This is a genomic window from Cupriavidus sp. BIC8F (assembly GCF_032465815.1).
In the GTDB taxonomy this organism is placed as follows: Bacteria; Pseudomonadota; Gammaproteobacteria; order Burkholderiales; family Burkholderiaceae; genus Cupriavidus; species Cupriavidus necator.
In genome coordinates this window covers 773,672-788,926 of the sequence record NZ_CP136095.1, presented here as the reverse complement: position 1 = coordinate 788,926, position 15,255 = coordinate 773,672, and the positions used below count along the sequence as shown (strand labels likewise).

Sequence of the window (15,255 nt, the reverse complement as noted above, 5' to 3'; positions counted from 1 at the left end):
GGTAAGTTCGCGCCCGCCCCCAAAGCGGCCCATGTGTCACGCAGGCGTTCACACCTCCTTCTCGCCATGCTGCACCGGTATCGCCGGCGCGGCCTCCCGCACGCCCAGCTGCATGAAGATCCAGGCCGATGCGCACGTGATCAGCCCCATGCAGATAAAGGTGGCATGAAACGCCGGCAGCACCGCCGCGGTATCGCCGCCAAAGCGGTGCTGGAAGGTCGCCAGCAAGGCGCCCGCCGAGGTCACCGCCAGGCTCATCGACAGCATCTGCACCATCGACAACATGCTGTTGCCGCTGCTGGCACCGGCCCCGCTCAGGTCTTTCAGCGTGACCGTGTTCATGGCCGTGAACTGGATCGAATTGACCATGCCGAACACGGCCAGCAGCGGAACCAGCAGCCACAGCGGCAACTGCGGCGTGATCAGCGCAAAGGCTGCCATTACCAGCCCCACCACGAAGGTATTGGCCACCAGCACATGGCGGTAGCCGTAGCGCTGGATCAGGCGCGTGGCCAGGCGCTTTGAGGCCATGCCGGCCGCGGTGACGGGCAGCATCATCAGGCCCGCATTGAACGGTGAATAGCCCAGGCTGACCTGCAGCGTCAGCGGGATCAGGAACGGCATCGAGCCATTGCCGATCCGTGCGAACAGGTTGCCCAGCAGCCCTACGCTGAAGCTGTGGATGCGGAACAGCCGCAGCGGGAACAGCGGCTGCTTGCGCCGGTTGGCGTGCAGCCCGTAGGCGGTCAGCGCGGCCATGCTGGCGATCAGCAGCATCAGCACGGTGGCGTGCTGGAAGCCCAGCCCGGCCAGCCCGTCGAGCGAGAACGACAGCGCCAGCATGGCGATGGCCAGCAGCAGGTAGCCGGCGATGTCAAAGGGCCCGATGCCGGTCAGCCGCGCGTTGGGCATATAGCGCACCGTGGCCAGCGCGCCCAGCAGGCCGACCGGCACGTTGATCAGGAAGATCCAGTGCCACGACAGCACCTGCGTCAGCCAGCCGCCCAGCGTCGGCCCGATCAGCGGGCCGATCATGCCGGGGATGGCGACGAAGCTCAGCGCCTGCAGGTACTGCTCGCGCGGGAACGTGCGCAGCACCGAGAGCCGCCCCACCGGCAGCAGCATGGCCCCGCCCACGCCTTGCACCACGCGCGCGCCGATCAGGAAGTTCAGCGTCGGCGCATAGGCGCACAGCAGCGAGCCCGCCACGAACAGCCCGATGGCGGTCTGGAAGATGGTGCGGGTACCGAAACGGTCAGCCAGCCAGCCCGAGGCCGGGATGATCACCGCCATGGTCAGCGAGTAGGCAATCACCACCGACTGCATCCGCAGCGGACTCTCGCCCAGGCTGTGCGCCATCGACGGCAGCGCGGTGTTGACGATGGTCGAGTCCAGCGTCTGCATGAAGAAGCCGACCGCCACCACCCACAGCATGATGCGGCGGGTGCGGTCGTCGGGCTGGGGTGTGGTCATGTGGCGGGCTCCGGTCCGGCCGGGCCCCGGAATCCCGGTGTGCGCCGGCCAAAGCCGACACCTTAAAGGTCTATCGCGGAACAGGCAAATCGATGCGTGGCCAAGCGCCGCGCTGCCGGTGGCGCCGTGCTAGTCGACGCGCTGGCGCTGGTCCTGGCTGAAATAGGCAAGCCGGTACAGCCGCCACGGTGCCTGCGCACTGTCGCGGCAATAGCCATAGCGGAAGGTGTCTTCCAGCGCGGGCAGGTCGTAGCGCAGGTCGGTGAACCAGACGCATGCGGCCGCTTCGGCCGGCTGCAGCGATGGCGATGCCCGCATCGCCGTGATGGCGGACAAGGCCGGATAGACCGCGAATTGCCTGAAATCGGCAAAGTCCGGCCGCACCCAGAGCTGCCATGCCAGCGCCTGCTCAGCCGGCGCCTCCGGCCACCGCGGTCGCTGTGTCCAGGCCATGCGCCCGGGCGGTACATAGGCCCTGGCCATGGCCGGCAGGCGCCCCAGCACCTGCCATTGCGGCACCCAGGCCGGATGCCCGGCCAGGTTGACGTGGACGATGCGGTAGTCCGTCTCCGCGCGGGCGATCAGTTTCCAGTTGAACGGAGAAAACGGCTGGGGCAGCGCGTCCACGCCCTGCGCCTGGATGCCGGCGGCACGCAAGGATTCTTTGCCCAGTTCCAGCGCCCGTTGCCTGAGCACAGCCTGGACGCCGACATAGGCGCACAGCAGCGCCATGCCCGCCAGGGCTGCCCGACTGCGCCACGGCAGCGCCAGGAACAGTGCCAGGACCAGGCCCGACACGACGATGCCGCTCAGCAGCGGATCGACCAGGAAGCTGGTGCCAAGGCTGAAGCGCCGTTCGGAGACGGGATAGAAGATACGGGTGCCATAGACGGTGATCAGGTCCAGCGCAATATGGCTGGCCACGCCGAGGCAACTGACGGCGAGCGCTTCCCGCCAGGCCTGGCGCCGCCGCGCCGCCATGCAGAACACGCCGGCAAGCAGCGCGCCCCAGGCAGGGAGCAGCAGCAGCGAATGGGTCGGCCCCTGGTGCCACTGCGCCAGGAAACGCAGCGGATGGACCAGGAAGCCCAGGAAATCAATATCCGGAAAGGCACCGGCGGCAGCGCCCAGCAGCAGGCGCTCGCGCGTACTGAGTCGCCGGCCGGGGGCCTCGGCCATGGGGATGGCAAGCGCGGCCTGGGCTCCCATCAAGGCATGCGTGATCGTGTCCATCCGGACCGGGCTCCCTTGTCGCCAGGCCTGCGCCAGGCCAGGCGCTCGGCGCAGCGCAGTTGCCGTTCTAGCCAGGCTTGCGTGCGCCCGGTATCCGGCGAACGGTCGCGCAGCCAGTAGCCGAAGGTGGAGAGGAAGATGCCGGTCAGCACGACCTCCCCCACTTCGCGGCGCCAGCCGGATTCGGGCAGGCGGGCCGATTCCCGCAGCCACTGCACGGTGCGGCTGATATGCAGCAGGCCCTGCACCTGCAGATGCACGTGCTCTGGCTGCAGCTTGTAGCGCAGCATCTGGGCGGTGAGTTGCCGGTGCGGGGCCAGCGCCTCGAGCCAGGCGAGGATGGCCTGCTCCAGGCGCTCGCGGTGAGACAGGGCGGCCCAGCCTTCACGCGTGGCAGCGCGCACGAGCGCTAGGTCGGCCCGTTCGAACCAGGCCTCGGCCAGGTCGTCTTTCTGCCGGTAATGCCGATGGATCTGGTCCAGGCCGATGCCCATGTCGTCGGCGACGTCGTGCAGGTGCAGGGCGTCCCAGCCGCTGCGCTCGCCCAGCATCAGGGCGACTTCCAGAATCCGGCCGGCCAGGGCTGCATCGTCGTCCATCGCTTTGCCATCCTCGGGAATGCGCGTCCGCGCTTTACCTTCCAGCATAGAGTGGCAGCCCGCACGCGAGCGCGGATTTCTGTGCCATGTGCGCGATGCTGCCGCTCATGATCAGGGTGCAGCCTGGGGCTTGCCGGCCTGTGCCCGGCCCGGCACCTGCCTCGACAATTTCCGCACGCGGGCTATCTTTAGGGTGTCAGTCCAGGCGCCATCCGGAACGGCCGCCGCGCCAGCCAGAATTCGGCGGCGGCCGCGGTGTCGCGTGGACAGAGGCCGTACGCGCATGAAAGCGGATTCTCCCCCGAGGCAGAACTACGAGGATGCCCTGCTCGGCATCGTGCGGGAGATGTCTTCGGCCATGCGCCCGCCGGCAGAGTCTGAAGTGACGGTCGCGCTGGACAGCACGCTCGAAGGCGAACTGGGCTTCGACAGCCTGACGCGCGCCGAGCTGCTGACCCGCCTTGAACACCGCTTCGGCGTCAGCCTGCCAGAGCAGGTGCTGGCCCAGGCCGACACCCCGCGCGCGCTGCTGCGTGCCTTGCTCGCCGCCCAGGACCTGCCGCCCGGCGCAAGCGGCACGCATCTGCGCCAGGCCCGCCCTGCCCCGGCGGCACAGGCACCTGACGGCGCCGCCACCTTGCCGGACGTGCTGCGCTGGCACTTGCGCAGCCACCCGGAGCGCACCCACGTCATCCTGCATGACGGCGACGGCGAAGACACGCAGATCAGCTTTGCACAGCTGCACCGCCGCGCCGCGGCCATCGCCGCCGGGCTGGTGTCCCGCGGCGTGCGCGCGGGCACGGCCGTGGCCATCATGCTGCCCACCAGCCCCGAGTACTTCTACAGCTTCTGCGGCGTGCTGCTGGCGGGCGGGATTCCGGTACCGCTCTACCCGCCGGCACGGCTGGCGCAGATCGGCGACCACCTGCAGCGCCACGCCGGCATCCTGGCCAACGCGCAGGCGCCGATCCTGATCACGGTGGCCCAGGCGCGGCCGCTGGCGGCCCTGCTCAAGGCCAGCACGGGAACGCTGCACAGCGTGCTCACGCCGCAGGAACTGGAGGACGGCGGCGGCGCCCCGGTCCATCCGATGCTGCGCACGCACGACATCGCCCTGCTGCAATACACCTCGGGCAGCACCGGCTCGCCCAAGGGGGTCGTGCTCAGCCATGCCAACCTGCTGGCCAACCTGCGCGCCATGGGCAAGACCCTGTCCGTCAGCGCGCAGGACGTCTTTGTCAGCTGGCTGCCGCTCTATCACGACATGGGCCTGATCGGCGCCTGGCTGGGCAGCCTGTACTACGCCTACCCGCTGGTGGTGATGTCACCGCTTGCTTTCCTGGCGCGGCCCGAGCGCTGGCTCTGGGCGATCCACAAGTACCGCGGCACGCTCTCGGGCGGGCCCAACTTTGCCTACGAGCTGTGCCTGCGCAAGCTGGCCAATGCCGACCTGGCCGGGCTGGACCTGTCCAGCTGGCGCTTCGTCTTCAATGGCGCGGAGCCGGTGAGCCTGCAGACCATGCGCGCCTTCATGCAGCGCTTTGCCCGCTACGGCCTGCACCCGCAGGCCGCCGCGCCGGTGTACGGGCTGGCCGAGGCCTCGCTGGGCCTGACCTTTCCGCCGCTGGGCCGCGGGCTGGCCGCCGACCGCATCGACCGCGCCGAATTCACGCGCACTGCCGTGGCGGTGCCCGCCAGCGAACGCGAGCCCACTGGCGAGCGCAAGACCCTGGAATTCCCGTCCTGCGGCCGGCCACTGTCCGGCCACGAGGTCCGCATCGTCGACGCCACCGGATGCGAACTGGGTGAGCGGCATGAGGGCCTGCTGCAGTTCCGCGGCCCTTCGGCCACCAGCGGCTATTTCCGCAATCCCGTGCAGACCCGCCAGCTGTTCGACCGCGGCTGGCTGAACACCGGCGACTATGCCTATATCGCCGCCGATGAGGTCTATATCACCGGGCGCGCCAAGGAAACCATCGTGCGTGGCGGCCGCAATATCTATCCCTACGAACTGGAGCAGGCGGTCGGCGCCATCCCCGGCATACGCAAGGGCTGCGTGGCCGTGTTCGGCAGTCCCGATCCGGATAGCGGCACCGAACGCATCGTGGTGATGGCGGAAACCGCCGAAAAGGATGTGCAGGCACGCCGCGCGCTGCACCGGCAGGCGCTGAAGACCGCCCTCGACGTGCTGGGCATGCCGCCCGACCATATCGCGCTGGTGCCGCCGCACAGCATCCTGAAGACATCGAGCGGCAAGATCCGGCGCGCCGCCTGCCGCGAGCGCTTCGAGCACGGACGCCCCGGCCGCGGCGTGGAAGCGCCCTGGCTGCAGATCGCGCGCTTTGGCTGGCGCGCGCTGCGGCCGGAGCTGCGGCGCGGCCGGCAGACCGCCGCGGGCCTGTCCTACGCCCTCTACACCTGGCTCCTGTTCGCCGCGCTGGCGCCGGCAACCTGGCTGGCATCGGTTGCGCTGCACCGGCCGGCACTTGGCTGGGCGCTCAGCCACCACGCTGCCCGGCTGTTTCTCAGGCTAGGCGCGGTGCCTTGGTTCGTGCAAGGGCTTGAGCACCTGCCGCGCGACCGGCCCTGCATCCTGGTCTCGAACCACGCCAGCTACCTGGACGGCATCGTGCTGGTGGCGGCGCTGCCCGCGCCGGTATGCATGGTCGCCAAGCGCGAGCTGCAGGGCCAGCGCATTCCCGGCACCTACCTGGCCAGCATCGGCGCCGATTTCATCGACCGCTTCGATAACGTGCGCGAACACGAGGACGTGGAGCGCGTGGTGGCGGCGGTGCGCGCCGGGCATTCGGCGCTGTTCTTCCCCGAAGGCACCTTCGGGCGAGCGCCGGGGCTGCAGGCCTTCCGCTCGGGCGCGTTCCTGGCCGCCGCGCGGGCCGGCGCGCCGGTGGTGCCGGTTGCCATCCGCGGCACCCGCTCGGTGCTGCGCGACGGCCAGTGGCTGCCGCGCCGGGGGCCGATCGGCGTGGTCATCGGCAGCCCGCTCTGGCCGGACGGCGCAGACTGGCCCGCCGCCATGCGCCTGCGCAACACCGCCCGTGCCGAGATCCTGCATTACTGCGGCGAGCCGGATGCGCGGCGCACGACGCATCGGGACACGAGGCGGGCCTAGTGCCCTGCGCCGCGAGGAACTTGCCATGACATCTGCCGACGGAGCAGGAAACTAGCGGCTAGCGGCATGAATACCTTTGCCACCGCCCCGATGTGGGCCGGCTTCCTGGTCCTGGTGCTGGGGACGCTGGTGGTGGACATCTTCGTCCTTGGCGGCCGGCGCGCGCACCGTGTTTCGACACGTGAAGCGCTGGGCTGGACCCTGACCTGGTCGAGCCTGGCCCTGCTCTTCGGCATCGCACTCTGGTGGCTGCTGGCCGGGAGCGCCAGCCGCGAGACCGCGGACCGCAAGGTGCTGGAGTTCTATACCGGCTACCTGATCGAGCTGTCGCTGTCGGTCGACAATATGTTCGTGTTCGCGATGATCTTCGGCTATTTCGCGGTGCCGCCGGAGTTGCAGCGCAGGGTGCTGCTGTTTGGCGTGGTCGGTGCCATCGTGATGCGCGCCGCCATGATCCTGGCCGGCGTGTGGCTGATCAGCGAATTCTCGTGGATCCTCTATGTGTTCGGCGTGTTCCTGCTGTTCACCGGCGTCAAGATGCTGTTCGTCTCCAGGCGTGCCCCCGATCTCTCGCGCAATCCCATCGTTCGCTTCTTGTGCGCGCATATGCGGATTACCGCGGACTATCACGGCGAGCGCTTCTTCGTGCGCATGGACGGCCTGCACTATGCGACGCCGATGTTCCTGGTGGTGCTGCTGGTCGAGGCGACCGACCTGGTGTTTGCCGTCGACAGCATTCCGGCCATTTTCGCCGTCACCACCGACCCCTTCATCGTCTTCACCTCGAACATTTTCGCCATCATGGGGCTGCGGGCGCTGTATTTCCTGCTGGCCAACCTGGCGCAGCATTTCCAACACCTGAAATACGGCCTGGCCATCGTGCTGGCCTTTATCGGCGCCAAGATGCTGGCCGAGCCGTGGTTCCATGTGCCGGTGCACTGGTCTCTCGGCGCCGTCGCCATGACGTTGCTGGTATCGGTCCTGGTCAGCCAGGCCAGGGCCCGGCGCACACTTGCGCACGCCGGCGACGAGCTGGGTAGCCACTGCGCGTCGCGCGAGCGCAGGGCGGGAAACAGGCGCACATAAGGAGCGATGCCATGAACAAGATCCTGCTTGCGACCGACGGGTCGGCCTATAGCGACGCGGCCGCGCGCTACCTGATACAGAATCCCCTGTTCAGCCGCGACTTCGTGGTGCACGTGATGCACTGCGAGCCGGATGTGGCTGGCGACATCAAGACCTTCATCGACCGGCACACCCTTGATGCCTGGCATCGCGAACAGAACGACAAGGCGATGCAGTCCGTGGCCAGCATTCTGGGCGAGGCCGGTATCGCTTTCGAGTGCCATGGCGTCGTCGGCTTCGCGCCGGCGCGCATCGTCGAGTACGCGGGCAGCATCGGCGCAAGCCTGATCGTGATGGGTTCGCATGGCCGCGGCGGCTTCCTGGATGCCATCATCGGCTCGGTGGCCAGGCGAGTCCTTGCCCACGCGCACTGCCCGGTGCTGCTGGTCAGGAGCTAGTGTCCTCAGATCGCCGAGAAAACTGGCCTGCTGGCGGATTGCTTCCTCTCTCAAACCAATGCCTTTAGCTGGCGCGGTTGACAGGGAATTGCTGGAATCTGTCTACAAGATTGCAGGGCAACCGGCGTCTCGCCGGATTGTGCGGCCAGGGCGATTTTACCTCGGTGGCTTGCGCGCCAATGCCGCAGTAACCGTAACAGTAACGGGCTGGTGCTATCATTGCCCCAGCCCGCCCCAGCAACGCGGGCGCTATTGATCATCCCATGTAAATCATTGGGTCATAACAGCCAGGAACGCGACCAAGGCAACGTAGAACAACGCATAGGTGAGCCGTGCCTCGGAAGTGATCGTGTAGTAGGCCCTGTTCTCCGGCGCCGTCGGGTCATAGCGCCATGCCTTCAGTAATTGAGGTACGGCAAGCACCGCGACCAGGCTCAATATTGGGCTGGGGCGTGCCAGGAACAGCCCCACCAGAACGGGGACATCCAGGAACCAGATGCGCGGGGACAGCACGGCGGTCACCCGCCCGCCATCGAAAGGTGAAAGCTGAATCAGGTTGAACAGGCTCAGGAAGAAGCCCGCATAGGCCAACGCCAGCAGTAACCCGCTGTCGGCACTGCGCCCAAGGCAATAGCAGGCTAGCGCTCCCGCCGTTCCTACCACCGGGCCGGCCAGGCCGATATGCGCCTCGGTTTCCACATCGACAGGCTGATCCTTCAGTTCGATCCATGCACCGACGAACGGGATGAACGTGGGCGCGCCCACGGCCAGGCCACGCCGTCGCGCCGCGAGGAAATACCCCATCTCATGGATGAATATCAGTCCGACAAACCTTGCAGCGTAACGCCAGCCATAAACCACCGCGTAGGTCGCGAACGGAAAGCAGCATCGTGCCCCCTGTCGTCAGTAGTTTGCCAAACTCAGGCCACCAAACAGCAGCACCAGCAACTTTGTCACCGTCACCGGGCCGTCTGACAAGGGCATATAGAACAGGCGCGCGTCGGGTGTTGTCGAGCTATCGCGTTATCCTGGCCTGCGGATTGCCGGCAATGAGGGTCGCTCCGCAGGCGGTCTTCATGCCGTGCTGTGCCACCGGCACGCTGCTGATGGTGTACGCAGCGTTGCCCTCGATGATCGGAAACACGCCCTGGCACCTCGGGCACGAGACCATGTGGCCGCACCCGGCGATCTGCCTGCCATTCAGGTCGGTGCCGGCGAAGCCCTCCAGCACCACGCCGCCGTGGTCGGTCATGTCGCCTACACAAGTGATTCCATCTAGCATCTATTCTCCCAGGCAAAGCCAGCGCACTCCGCAAAGATCTGTCATCCGGCGCACTCTCAGAAACGGTTCTGCCTGAATCATCTGCCATTACTATTGGCTTCTTTTATTTGCCGTTCAAGTTCTTCCGCAAGTCGACTTGCGCCGGACTCTCCATTCGAATCTGCGGTGTGAGCCCAGTACAGGGCTTCGGCATATTTATTCTCCTGCTGCAAAATCTTTTCCAGATTGTACTGAGCAACAGTATTTCTATTTCTTGCCGCAATCTCCAGCCAACCAAAAGCCTTTCTGGAATCGAGATTTGAGAATGTGTAAAATTGATAAAGTCTAAGCGCCGAAGCCGAATCGCCTGCGCTTGCCTGCACAGAAAGAGCTGCGATCTGCTCTTCGGAAAGAAAATGTGTCGATCCACCAAAAACCAGCGGTACGTTACCAGCATCAATCATAAATTCTCCATTTTATGGATTTATGAGAGCAAATAAAACACAAACGAAAATAATAGCTTCATTTCTTTGCTGACTTGAATACTCTAACTATCCCAGGCTACCCGTGCGTCGCATTGATACTCGCGGCGCAGCATGCACTGACCCGCGCGGGCACCCTCGGCATGCGAGAGCGTCTGCTCCAGAAGCCGTCGGCAAAAGCAAAACCATGCATAATGGCTCGGCAATCAATCTAACGGTTCGGATAACAACTCTCTCCGCCACTGATTTGTGTCGCACAAGCAAGCCAACTTCATGCATCCGGAATTAGTGGCTAGTGGCGATGTCTCTCAGCGACTCTCCACCAGTCGAAGCACTAGCCCGGAAGAATCATCGACCTCGACCCTGAAATCGCCTCGCGCTGTAGAGGCCAGAAAACAAAGAATTTCGTTGAAGTAAAAAACATCGTAGAACATTACCGACTCGAGATCGTTTGCGACAGTAATTCGCGACCGAATCGAGCCATCTGCGTTGGCAATGTATCCTGCATTACTAGCGTGGTCGTAGGGTGCCTCGATGATTGCGACACCGCTTAAATCTCGCAACGCAATCCCGTCAATGCCCGCCGAATTCATTATCGTTTTAACCGCACCGCCAGATATCCAAGATATGCCAATTGGAAGCAACTCCCCAACGCTAAGACGTTGTGGATTATTGATTTTGTCGTAACCTGGCCGTCTTTCGATGGCACTAAGAGTCTGCACAATTCCCATGATCTTCACTTGATTGGTCGCGGAGCACCGACTGGGATTAGTTTTGCACGATCCACATAATTCAAGATTTGCACTTGACTCCCGCCGCCGGGGTAGAGCGTACAGCCAGACGTCTGCGGTCCCACAGTGCCTTCTTGCACCTGAACCCCCTCGGGTATATGAAAGGTTTGGACATGCGACACTTCCTGTTTGAAGTCAGCAGTAACTGCAAGTTCGTTTCTGACATAGGATACGTCCGGAATGTGATCCTTTGTTGCCCATCCCCCAGGTCGAGTTTGTCCCGCCGCCATAGCCATTTCAACAGTCATTCCACCGGAAGGAACAGGAGAGGATGTAATCGGTGTGTTTGGCATCCACGGATTTGATCCGGATGGGGCCGGCAGTGCCAGCACTGGATTTCCGGTAAGCCCGAATGGATCAACCCAGCCCACTGGATTATTTCCATAGGTGTAGATGTTGAGCCCGCCTGTCAGCCCAATCGGGTCCTTGCTCACAAACCGCCCCGACACCGGATCATAGTACCGGTGCCGGTTGTAGTGCAGCCCATTCTCGTGATCGTAATACTGTCCCTGGAAGCGCAGCGGATTCTGGATGCCGGCCTTGCGAGCGGCATTAGAGATAACTTCCTGCGCCGCGCCCCACGCCTTGTACTGCACGCTCCACGCCAACTCGCCCGCCTCGTCAGTTAGTTCCTGCGGCGTGCCCAGATGGTCGCACTGATACCAGGCCAGCGCGTCGAACGGCTGCGGCGCGGCCTGCTGGGTCCACAGCGGATCGTCGTCCAGGTCGTAGTCGCCCTCCCAGGCGGGTTCAGGCAGCAGGTCGATGGCCTCGCGCCGCACTGCCTGCGCCAGCGGCACGAAACTGCCTGGCTCGTACAGGTAGTGCGTGGTGCGCTCCGCACCCGGTATTATCCGGAAGTGGTCGCCGACACCGGCCTCGGGTTCCTGGCGGCTCTCCCCGCAAGTTGGTCACCGTCCCAGCCATACAGCGTGAAGGCGCAGCCGTATTCCTGGTTCAGCCGTGCCCGCTCGTTGCGCCGGTAGATTTCGCCGTCGTTCTGATTCTCGAAGTATTTGGCCGATGACGACTTGGAGAGCCGCCGCCCAAGTGCGTCGTACCGGTAGCGCACCTCCACCTTCGGATTGTGCCAGCCCACCAGCCGGTTGAAGGCATCCCAGGCGAAGTGCTCATGGACACCGTTGACCACGCGCAAACTCAGGTTGCCGCGCTCGTCCCAATCGTAGTGGGTACCGGCGTACTGCTTAAGCAGGTTGTCCACCAGCTTCGGGCGGCCTTGCAGGCGGCTGTGGAACTCGGGCCGGCCACGGGCCGGGTCGGCCTCGAATACGCGCGTGTCGGGGTCGTGCAGCAGATTGCCCGCCGGGTCGAAGTCAAAGGTTTCCACCCCGAGCGCGCTGTTGGCCTCCAGCAGGCGCCCCACCGGATCGTAGCGGTATTGCAGCGTGCCGCGCCGCATGTCGCGGATGCTGGACAGTTGCCCCGCCGCGTCGTATTGGTACTCGCGGCGCAGCATGCGCTGGCCCGCGTGGGCGCCCTCGACGTGTAAAAGCGTCTGCTCCAGCAGGCGTCCCGCCGGGTCGTACACCTGCGACTGCGTCAGCCGGTTGCCCTGGGTGCGGGCGATCTCGCGGTGCAGGTTGTCGCGCTCGAACTGCACCAACTCCTGGTCGTCCAGCATCACGCCGTGCACATGGCCCGAGCCGTAGGTAAGCACGCCCACCCGGTGCCCGTCCGGGCGAACGGTGGCGATGCGCTGATTCAGCGCGTCGTGTTCGTGCCGCCACACGGCCACCAGCGGCTCCTTCAGGCACCGGTAGTGCTGGTGCTCGCGTACCACATTGCCCGCTGCGTCGTGGAACCATTGCAGGCGGCTGTCGGCGTTTTCGGCCAGGATCAGGCGCCCGTTGCCGTTATAGGCGAAGGTTTCCGTCAGTACATGCGGCACCCGGTTGTCAGCGTCGATCAGCCCCGCACGGCGGCGCGTGAGACGACCCATGGCGTCAAAGACGAAGTCCGTCATCAGTTGGCCCGAGTCCACCGTCCAATCCAGCAAGCCGGTTGCGGGGTCGTAGTTGTACTCAGTCGTCTTGCCGTCGAAGCCGGTCTCGCGCAGCAGGCGCCCCACCGGGTCGTACTGGAATTCGGAGCTGGCGCTGTTCTCGTTGGTGAGTGTGGCCAGCCGTCCCAGCCTGTCCCACCGGTAGCCGACCGTCTGGTTGGCGGCATCGGTGCGCTCGGCAATCAGGCCGGCCTCGTTGTAGCGCCAGGTGGTGCGCCGGTGCAGCGCATCGATGTGCGACAGCAGACGGCCCTCTGCATCGCGTGTGAAACTCTCCACCCGGCCATCCGGGTGAGTGACGCTGGCAAGCTGGCCGGCCTCATGGTGGTACTGGGTGGCATTGCCCGCCGCATCGGTGAACTTGACCAGTTGGCCGCGCTCACCGTACTTCCACGTGTTGGTCTTGCCCGAGCAGTCGGTATAGCTGGCAAGCTGCCCAGCAACGTTGTAGGCGAGTTGCTTCTTGCCGCCCTTGGCATCGGTGATCTCCACCGGCAGGCCTGCCTTGTTGTAGGCGTATGCTGTCTTGTGCCCGAGCGGATCGATTTCCTCGGTCAGGTTGCCTTTGATATCGTAATCGCGCAGCCACAGCCCGCTCTCGGCGTCGCAGATCTTGATGAGTTGGTGCGTAGTGCACCACGCTGTCGTCGGGGCGGATGTGTTCGACCAGATTGCCGCGCTCGTCGTAGGCATAGCGATCGACCGCGCCATCGGTGTGCACATGCTTGACCACATTCTTGGCGTCGTCGCGGAAGAACCACTCCGACAAGCCATCCGGGTGCTTGATGCGGTAGGTGTAGCCGAGGATGTCGTAGTAGTGCCAGGTCTCGTGGCCGTGGGCATCCGTCGCATAGGTCAGGCGGATGTTCTCGTCCCATTCGAGGCGGGTGTCGAAGCTGCCGTCGTCGGCCCATTCGCGCGCGGCCCGGGCGTCGGGGCCGTCACCTTGCCATTGCAGGTTCATGCCCCGCCCGGTGCGGTCGGTATAGCGGGTGACGAGGTGCTTGTGATAGGCATAGTTCCAGCGCGCGGCATTCTCGTCCTGGGCCATCACCAGATCGCCTGCATCGTCGTAGGTGTAGCGGGTGAGCTGGCGCACCAGTTTGCCGTCTGCGATCTGCCACAGCTCGGCAATGCGGCCCGCGTCGTCCAGGCGTGTGCCGACATGTGCGAAGACGGTCTCGCCCTGACAAGCGATCACGTCCGACAGCACGGTGTCGCCGTCAAAGCGGTGGTCGTAGTGCAGCGCGACACCTGCGCCGCTCCTGAGCGTAATGCCGGCCAGGCGGAAGCGCGGGCCATGGCGCTGGTAGGCTTCCTGGCTCTCGAAGCCGCGCGCCAAGGTCAACGCGTGCTCGGACACCCGCACCAGCGTGACGTTCTCGATGGGGTCGTGGTGAAACTTGCCTACCGCCGGCAGCGGGTAGTCGTGGCTGCGCCCGTCGGCGGCATGGTAGCGCAGCGATTCCTGGCCGTCCTTGCGTACCACGTCAAGGCGCGTCGTGTACGGCGTGATCCAGCGCGCGCCCTGTTCACCGCCGTCATAGGCACCGAGGCTGGAGCGGTACGTGCGCGCCCATTCAATTGGGAACAGTCCCGGCAGGATAAAGTCGGTATGCGAGAGTGTCTCGTCGCCGGTCGCAAAGCTGATACTGCGCTTGCTGCCTGCCGGCGCGGGACAGTTCTTGCGACCAGCATTAGTCCTGGCTGGTGCTTGGTGATTGGTGGTCTCAAGTTGCCCATGCTGTCCGGTCTTGCGCGCTTCGCTGGTCTGCTTCGGTTTCACGTTGGCGCTCTGCCCCGTGCCCTTCTTCTTGCGCCAGCGCGCTACGGCCTGAGCCAGCATCGACAGCAGCCAGCCGATACTGTGCGCCGCTGCGGGGTCGGCGAGCTTGGTCATCTGCACGCGCAATGCCGGCCCCATCCATCGTAGCCGTCCCACGTTGGCCGCAACCTGCTGCCGGATCTCCTCTGCCATGCCAAGCTTCACGGCGGTGTTCGCCACCGCCTTGCCTGCCGCCTTGTAGGCGTTCCAGGTGGCGATCAAGAAGTTGCCAATGGCGTTCTTGGGATCATGCAGGAGTTGGCTGGCACCTTCTCGTGCCTGGCTGACCGCTGTTTGCGCATTGCCGGCAGCGTTGAGCTTGCCCAGCGCCACCTTCTCCAGGCCGCCGGCGACCTCCAGCACCATCTTCTCGCCCAGTTCGCCGGCATCATTCAGGATGGTGGAGAGTTTGGCCTCGGCCTTCTGCACGAAGTCATCGATCTCGCCGATGATGGTGGCGTTCAGATGACCGACCAGCACCTCGATCAGGCCGTCGCCCAGCGCTGCCTTGGCGGCCTGCCGCAGTTCCTGGCGTACCAACGCCAGCGTCGGTCGCAGGCTCATGCGCGCCGCCGCCATGCTCGGCGGCGTTGGCAGCACGCCGATCAGGTTGATGCCCAGGCTCACCCAGTCCAGGAAATCCTGCGACTTGGTGCGTACCAGGGTGATCACGTCGCCCAAGGCATCGACCAGGGCGATGATGTTGCCCACGACCGGCAGGCTGCCGGCGACCGTCTTGAGGCGCTCGAGCGTCACCAGCCCGCCGCTGGCGCTTTGGAGCCAGGCATCGAACCTGGCGGCGCCCTTGCCGATTCCTCGATGGCGATGGTGTTCAGGGGCGCGACGGCCGTTTGCGGCTCGCGCGGCTTTGCTTCGGGTGTCGGTCCAGTCATGGGATCAGGTCCGGGGAGAGAT

Annotated in this window: 12 protein-coding genes and 1 pseudogene; 3 read left to right on the top strand and 10 right to left on the bottom strand. The window is 65.0% G+C overall.

The features are described from left to right. Positions 1-48 precede the first annotated feature (48 nt). The 3 genes from mdtD to RS901_RS23790 all read right to left on the bottom strand — a co-directional run bounded on the left by mdtD (position 49) and on the right by RS901_RS23790 (position 3,305). Positions 49-1,473, bottom strand: a complete 1,425-nt coding sequence (mdtD, locus tag RS901_RS23800; protein ID WP_316156554.1) for a multidrug transporter subunit MdtD — start codon at positions 1,471-1,473, stop codon at positions 49-51. A gap of 129 nt (positions 1,474-1,602) precedes the next feature. Next, on the bottom strand, positions 1,603-2,706 hold the full coding sequence (locus tag RS901_RS23795) for a metal-dependent hydrolase (RefSeq protein ID WP_316156553.1): 1,104 nt from the start codon (positions 2,704-2,706) through the stop codon (positions 1,603-1,605). Beyond that, the gene (locus tag RS901_RS23790) at positions 2,682-3,305 is read right to left on the bottom strand and encodes a hypothetical protein (RefSeq protein WP_316156551.1); all 624 of its coding nucleotides are present in this window, start codon (positions 3,303-3,305) and stop codon (positions 2,682-2,684) included. The genes RS901_RS23795 and RS901_RS23790 overlap by 25 nt, the downstream gene beginning before the upstream one ends. Before the next feature lie 283 nt (positions 3,306-3,588). Here RS901_RS23790 and RS901_RS23785 point away from each other — a divergent pair, with 283 nt between their 5' ends. The 3 genes from RS901_RS23785 to RS901_RS23775 all read left to right on the top strand — a co-directional run bounded on the left by RS901_RS23785 (position 3,589) and on the right by RS901_RS23775 (position 7,958). Continuing rightward, positions 3,589-6,435 (top strand): AMP-binding protein, encoded by a 2,847-nt coding sequence (locus RS901_RS23785; protein WP_316156549.1) that lies wholly within the window; start codon positions 3,589-3,591, stop codon positions 6,433-6,435. Positions 6,436-6,501: 66 nt separating this feature from the next. Beyond that, positions 6,502-7,521, top strand: a complete 1,020-nt coding sequence (locus RS901_RS23780) for a TerC family protein (protein WP_316156547.1) — start codon at positions 6,502-6,504, stop codon at positions 7,519-7,521. Positions 7,522-7,532: 11 nt separating this feature from the next. Continuing rightward, on the top strand, positions 7,533-7,958 hold the full coding sequence (locus RS901_RS23775; protein WP_114133248.1) for a universal stress protein: 426 nt from the start codon (positions 7,533-7,535) through the stop codon (positions 7,956-7,958). 233 nt (positions 7,959-8,191) lie between these two features. Here RS901_RS23775 and RS901_RS23770 read toward each other — a convergent pair. From RS901_RS23770 to RS901_RS38930, 7 genes and pseudogenes are all read right to left on the bottom strand, one after another. Then, a pseudogene (locus RS901_RS23770) lies at positions 8,192-8,915 on the bottom strand (hypothetical protein); the annotation flags it as partial. Between the two features lie 58 nt (positions 8,916-8,973). Beyond that, on the bottom strand, positions 8,974-9,240 hold the full coding sequence (locus RS901_RS23765) for a PAAR domain-containing protein (RefSeq protein WP_316156544.1): 267 nt from the start codon (positions 9,238-9,240) through the stop codon (positions 8,974-8,976). 77 nt (positions 9,241-9,317) lie between these two features. After that, on the bottom strand, positions 9,318-9,683 hold the full coding sequence (locus RS901_RS23760) for a hypothetical protein (protein WP_316156543.1): 366 nt from the start codon (positions 9,681-9,683) through the stop codon (positions 9,318-9,320). 326 nt (positions 9,684-10,009) lie between these two features. Next, a complete protein-coding gene (locus RS901_RS23755) occupies positions 10,010-10,432 on the bottom strand; it encodes a hypothetical protein (protein ID WP_316156541.1) in 423 nt (140 codons plus the stop codon). A gap of 5 nt (positions 10,433-10,437) precedes the next feature. After that, positions 10,438-11,292: an RHS repeat-associated core domain-containing protein gene (locus RS901_RS23750; protein WP_316156539.1), complete on the bottom strand. Its 855-nt coding sequence runs from the start codon at positions 11,290-11,292 to the stop codon at positions 10,438-10,440. A 50-nt stretch (positions 11,293-11,342) separates the two neighbouring features. Continuing rightward, positions 11,343-13,007, bottom strand: a complete 1,665-nt coding sequence (locus RS901_RS23745) for a hypothetical protein (RefSeq protein WP_316157279.1) — start codon at positions 13,005-13,007, stop codon at positions 11,343-11,345. After that, complete coding sequence (locus RS901_RS38930) at positions 12,895-15,096, bottom strand: DUF6531 domain-containing protein (protein ID WP_410054218.1); 2,202 nt, start codon at positions 15,094-15,096, stop codon at positions 12,895-12,897. The genes RS901_RS23745 and RS901_RS38930 overlap by 113 nt, the downstream gene beginning before the upstream one ends. Positions 15,097-15,255 lie beyond the last annotated feature (159 nt).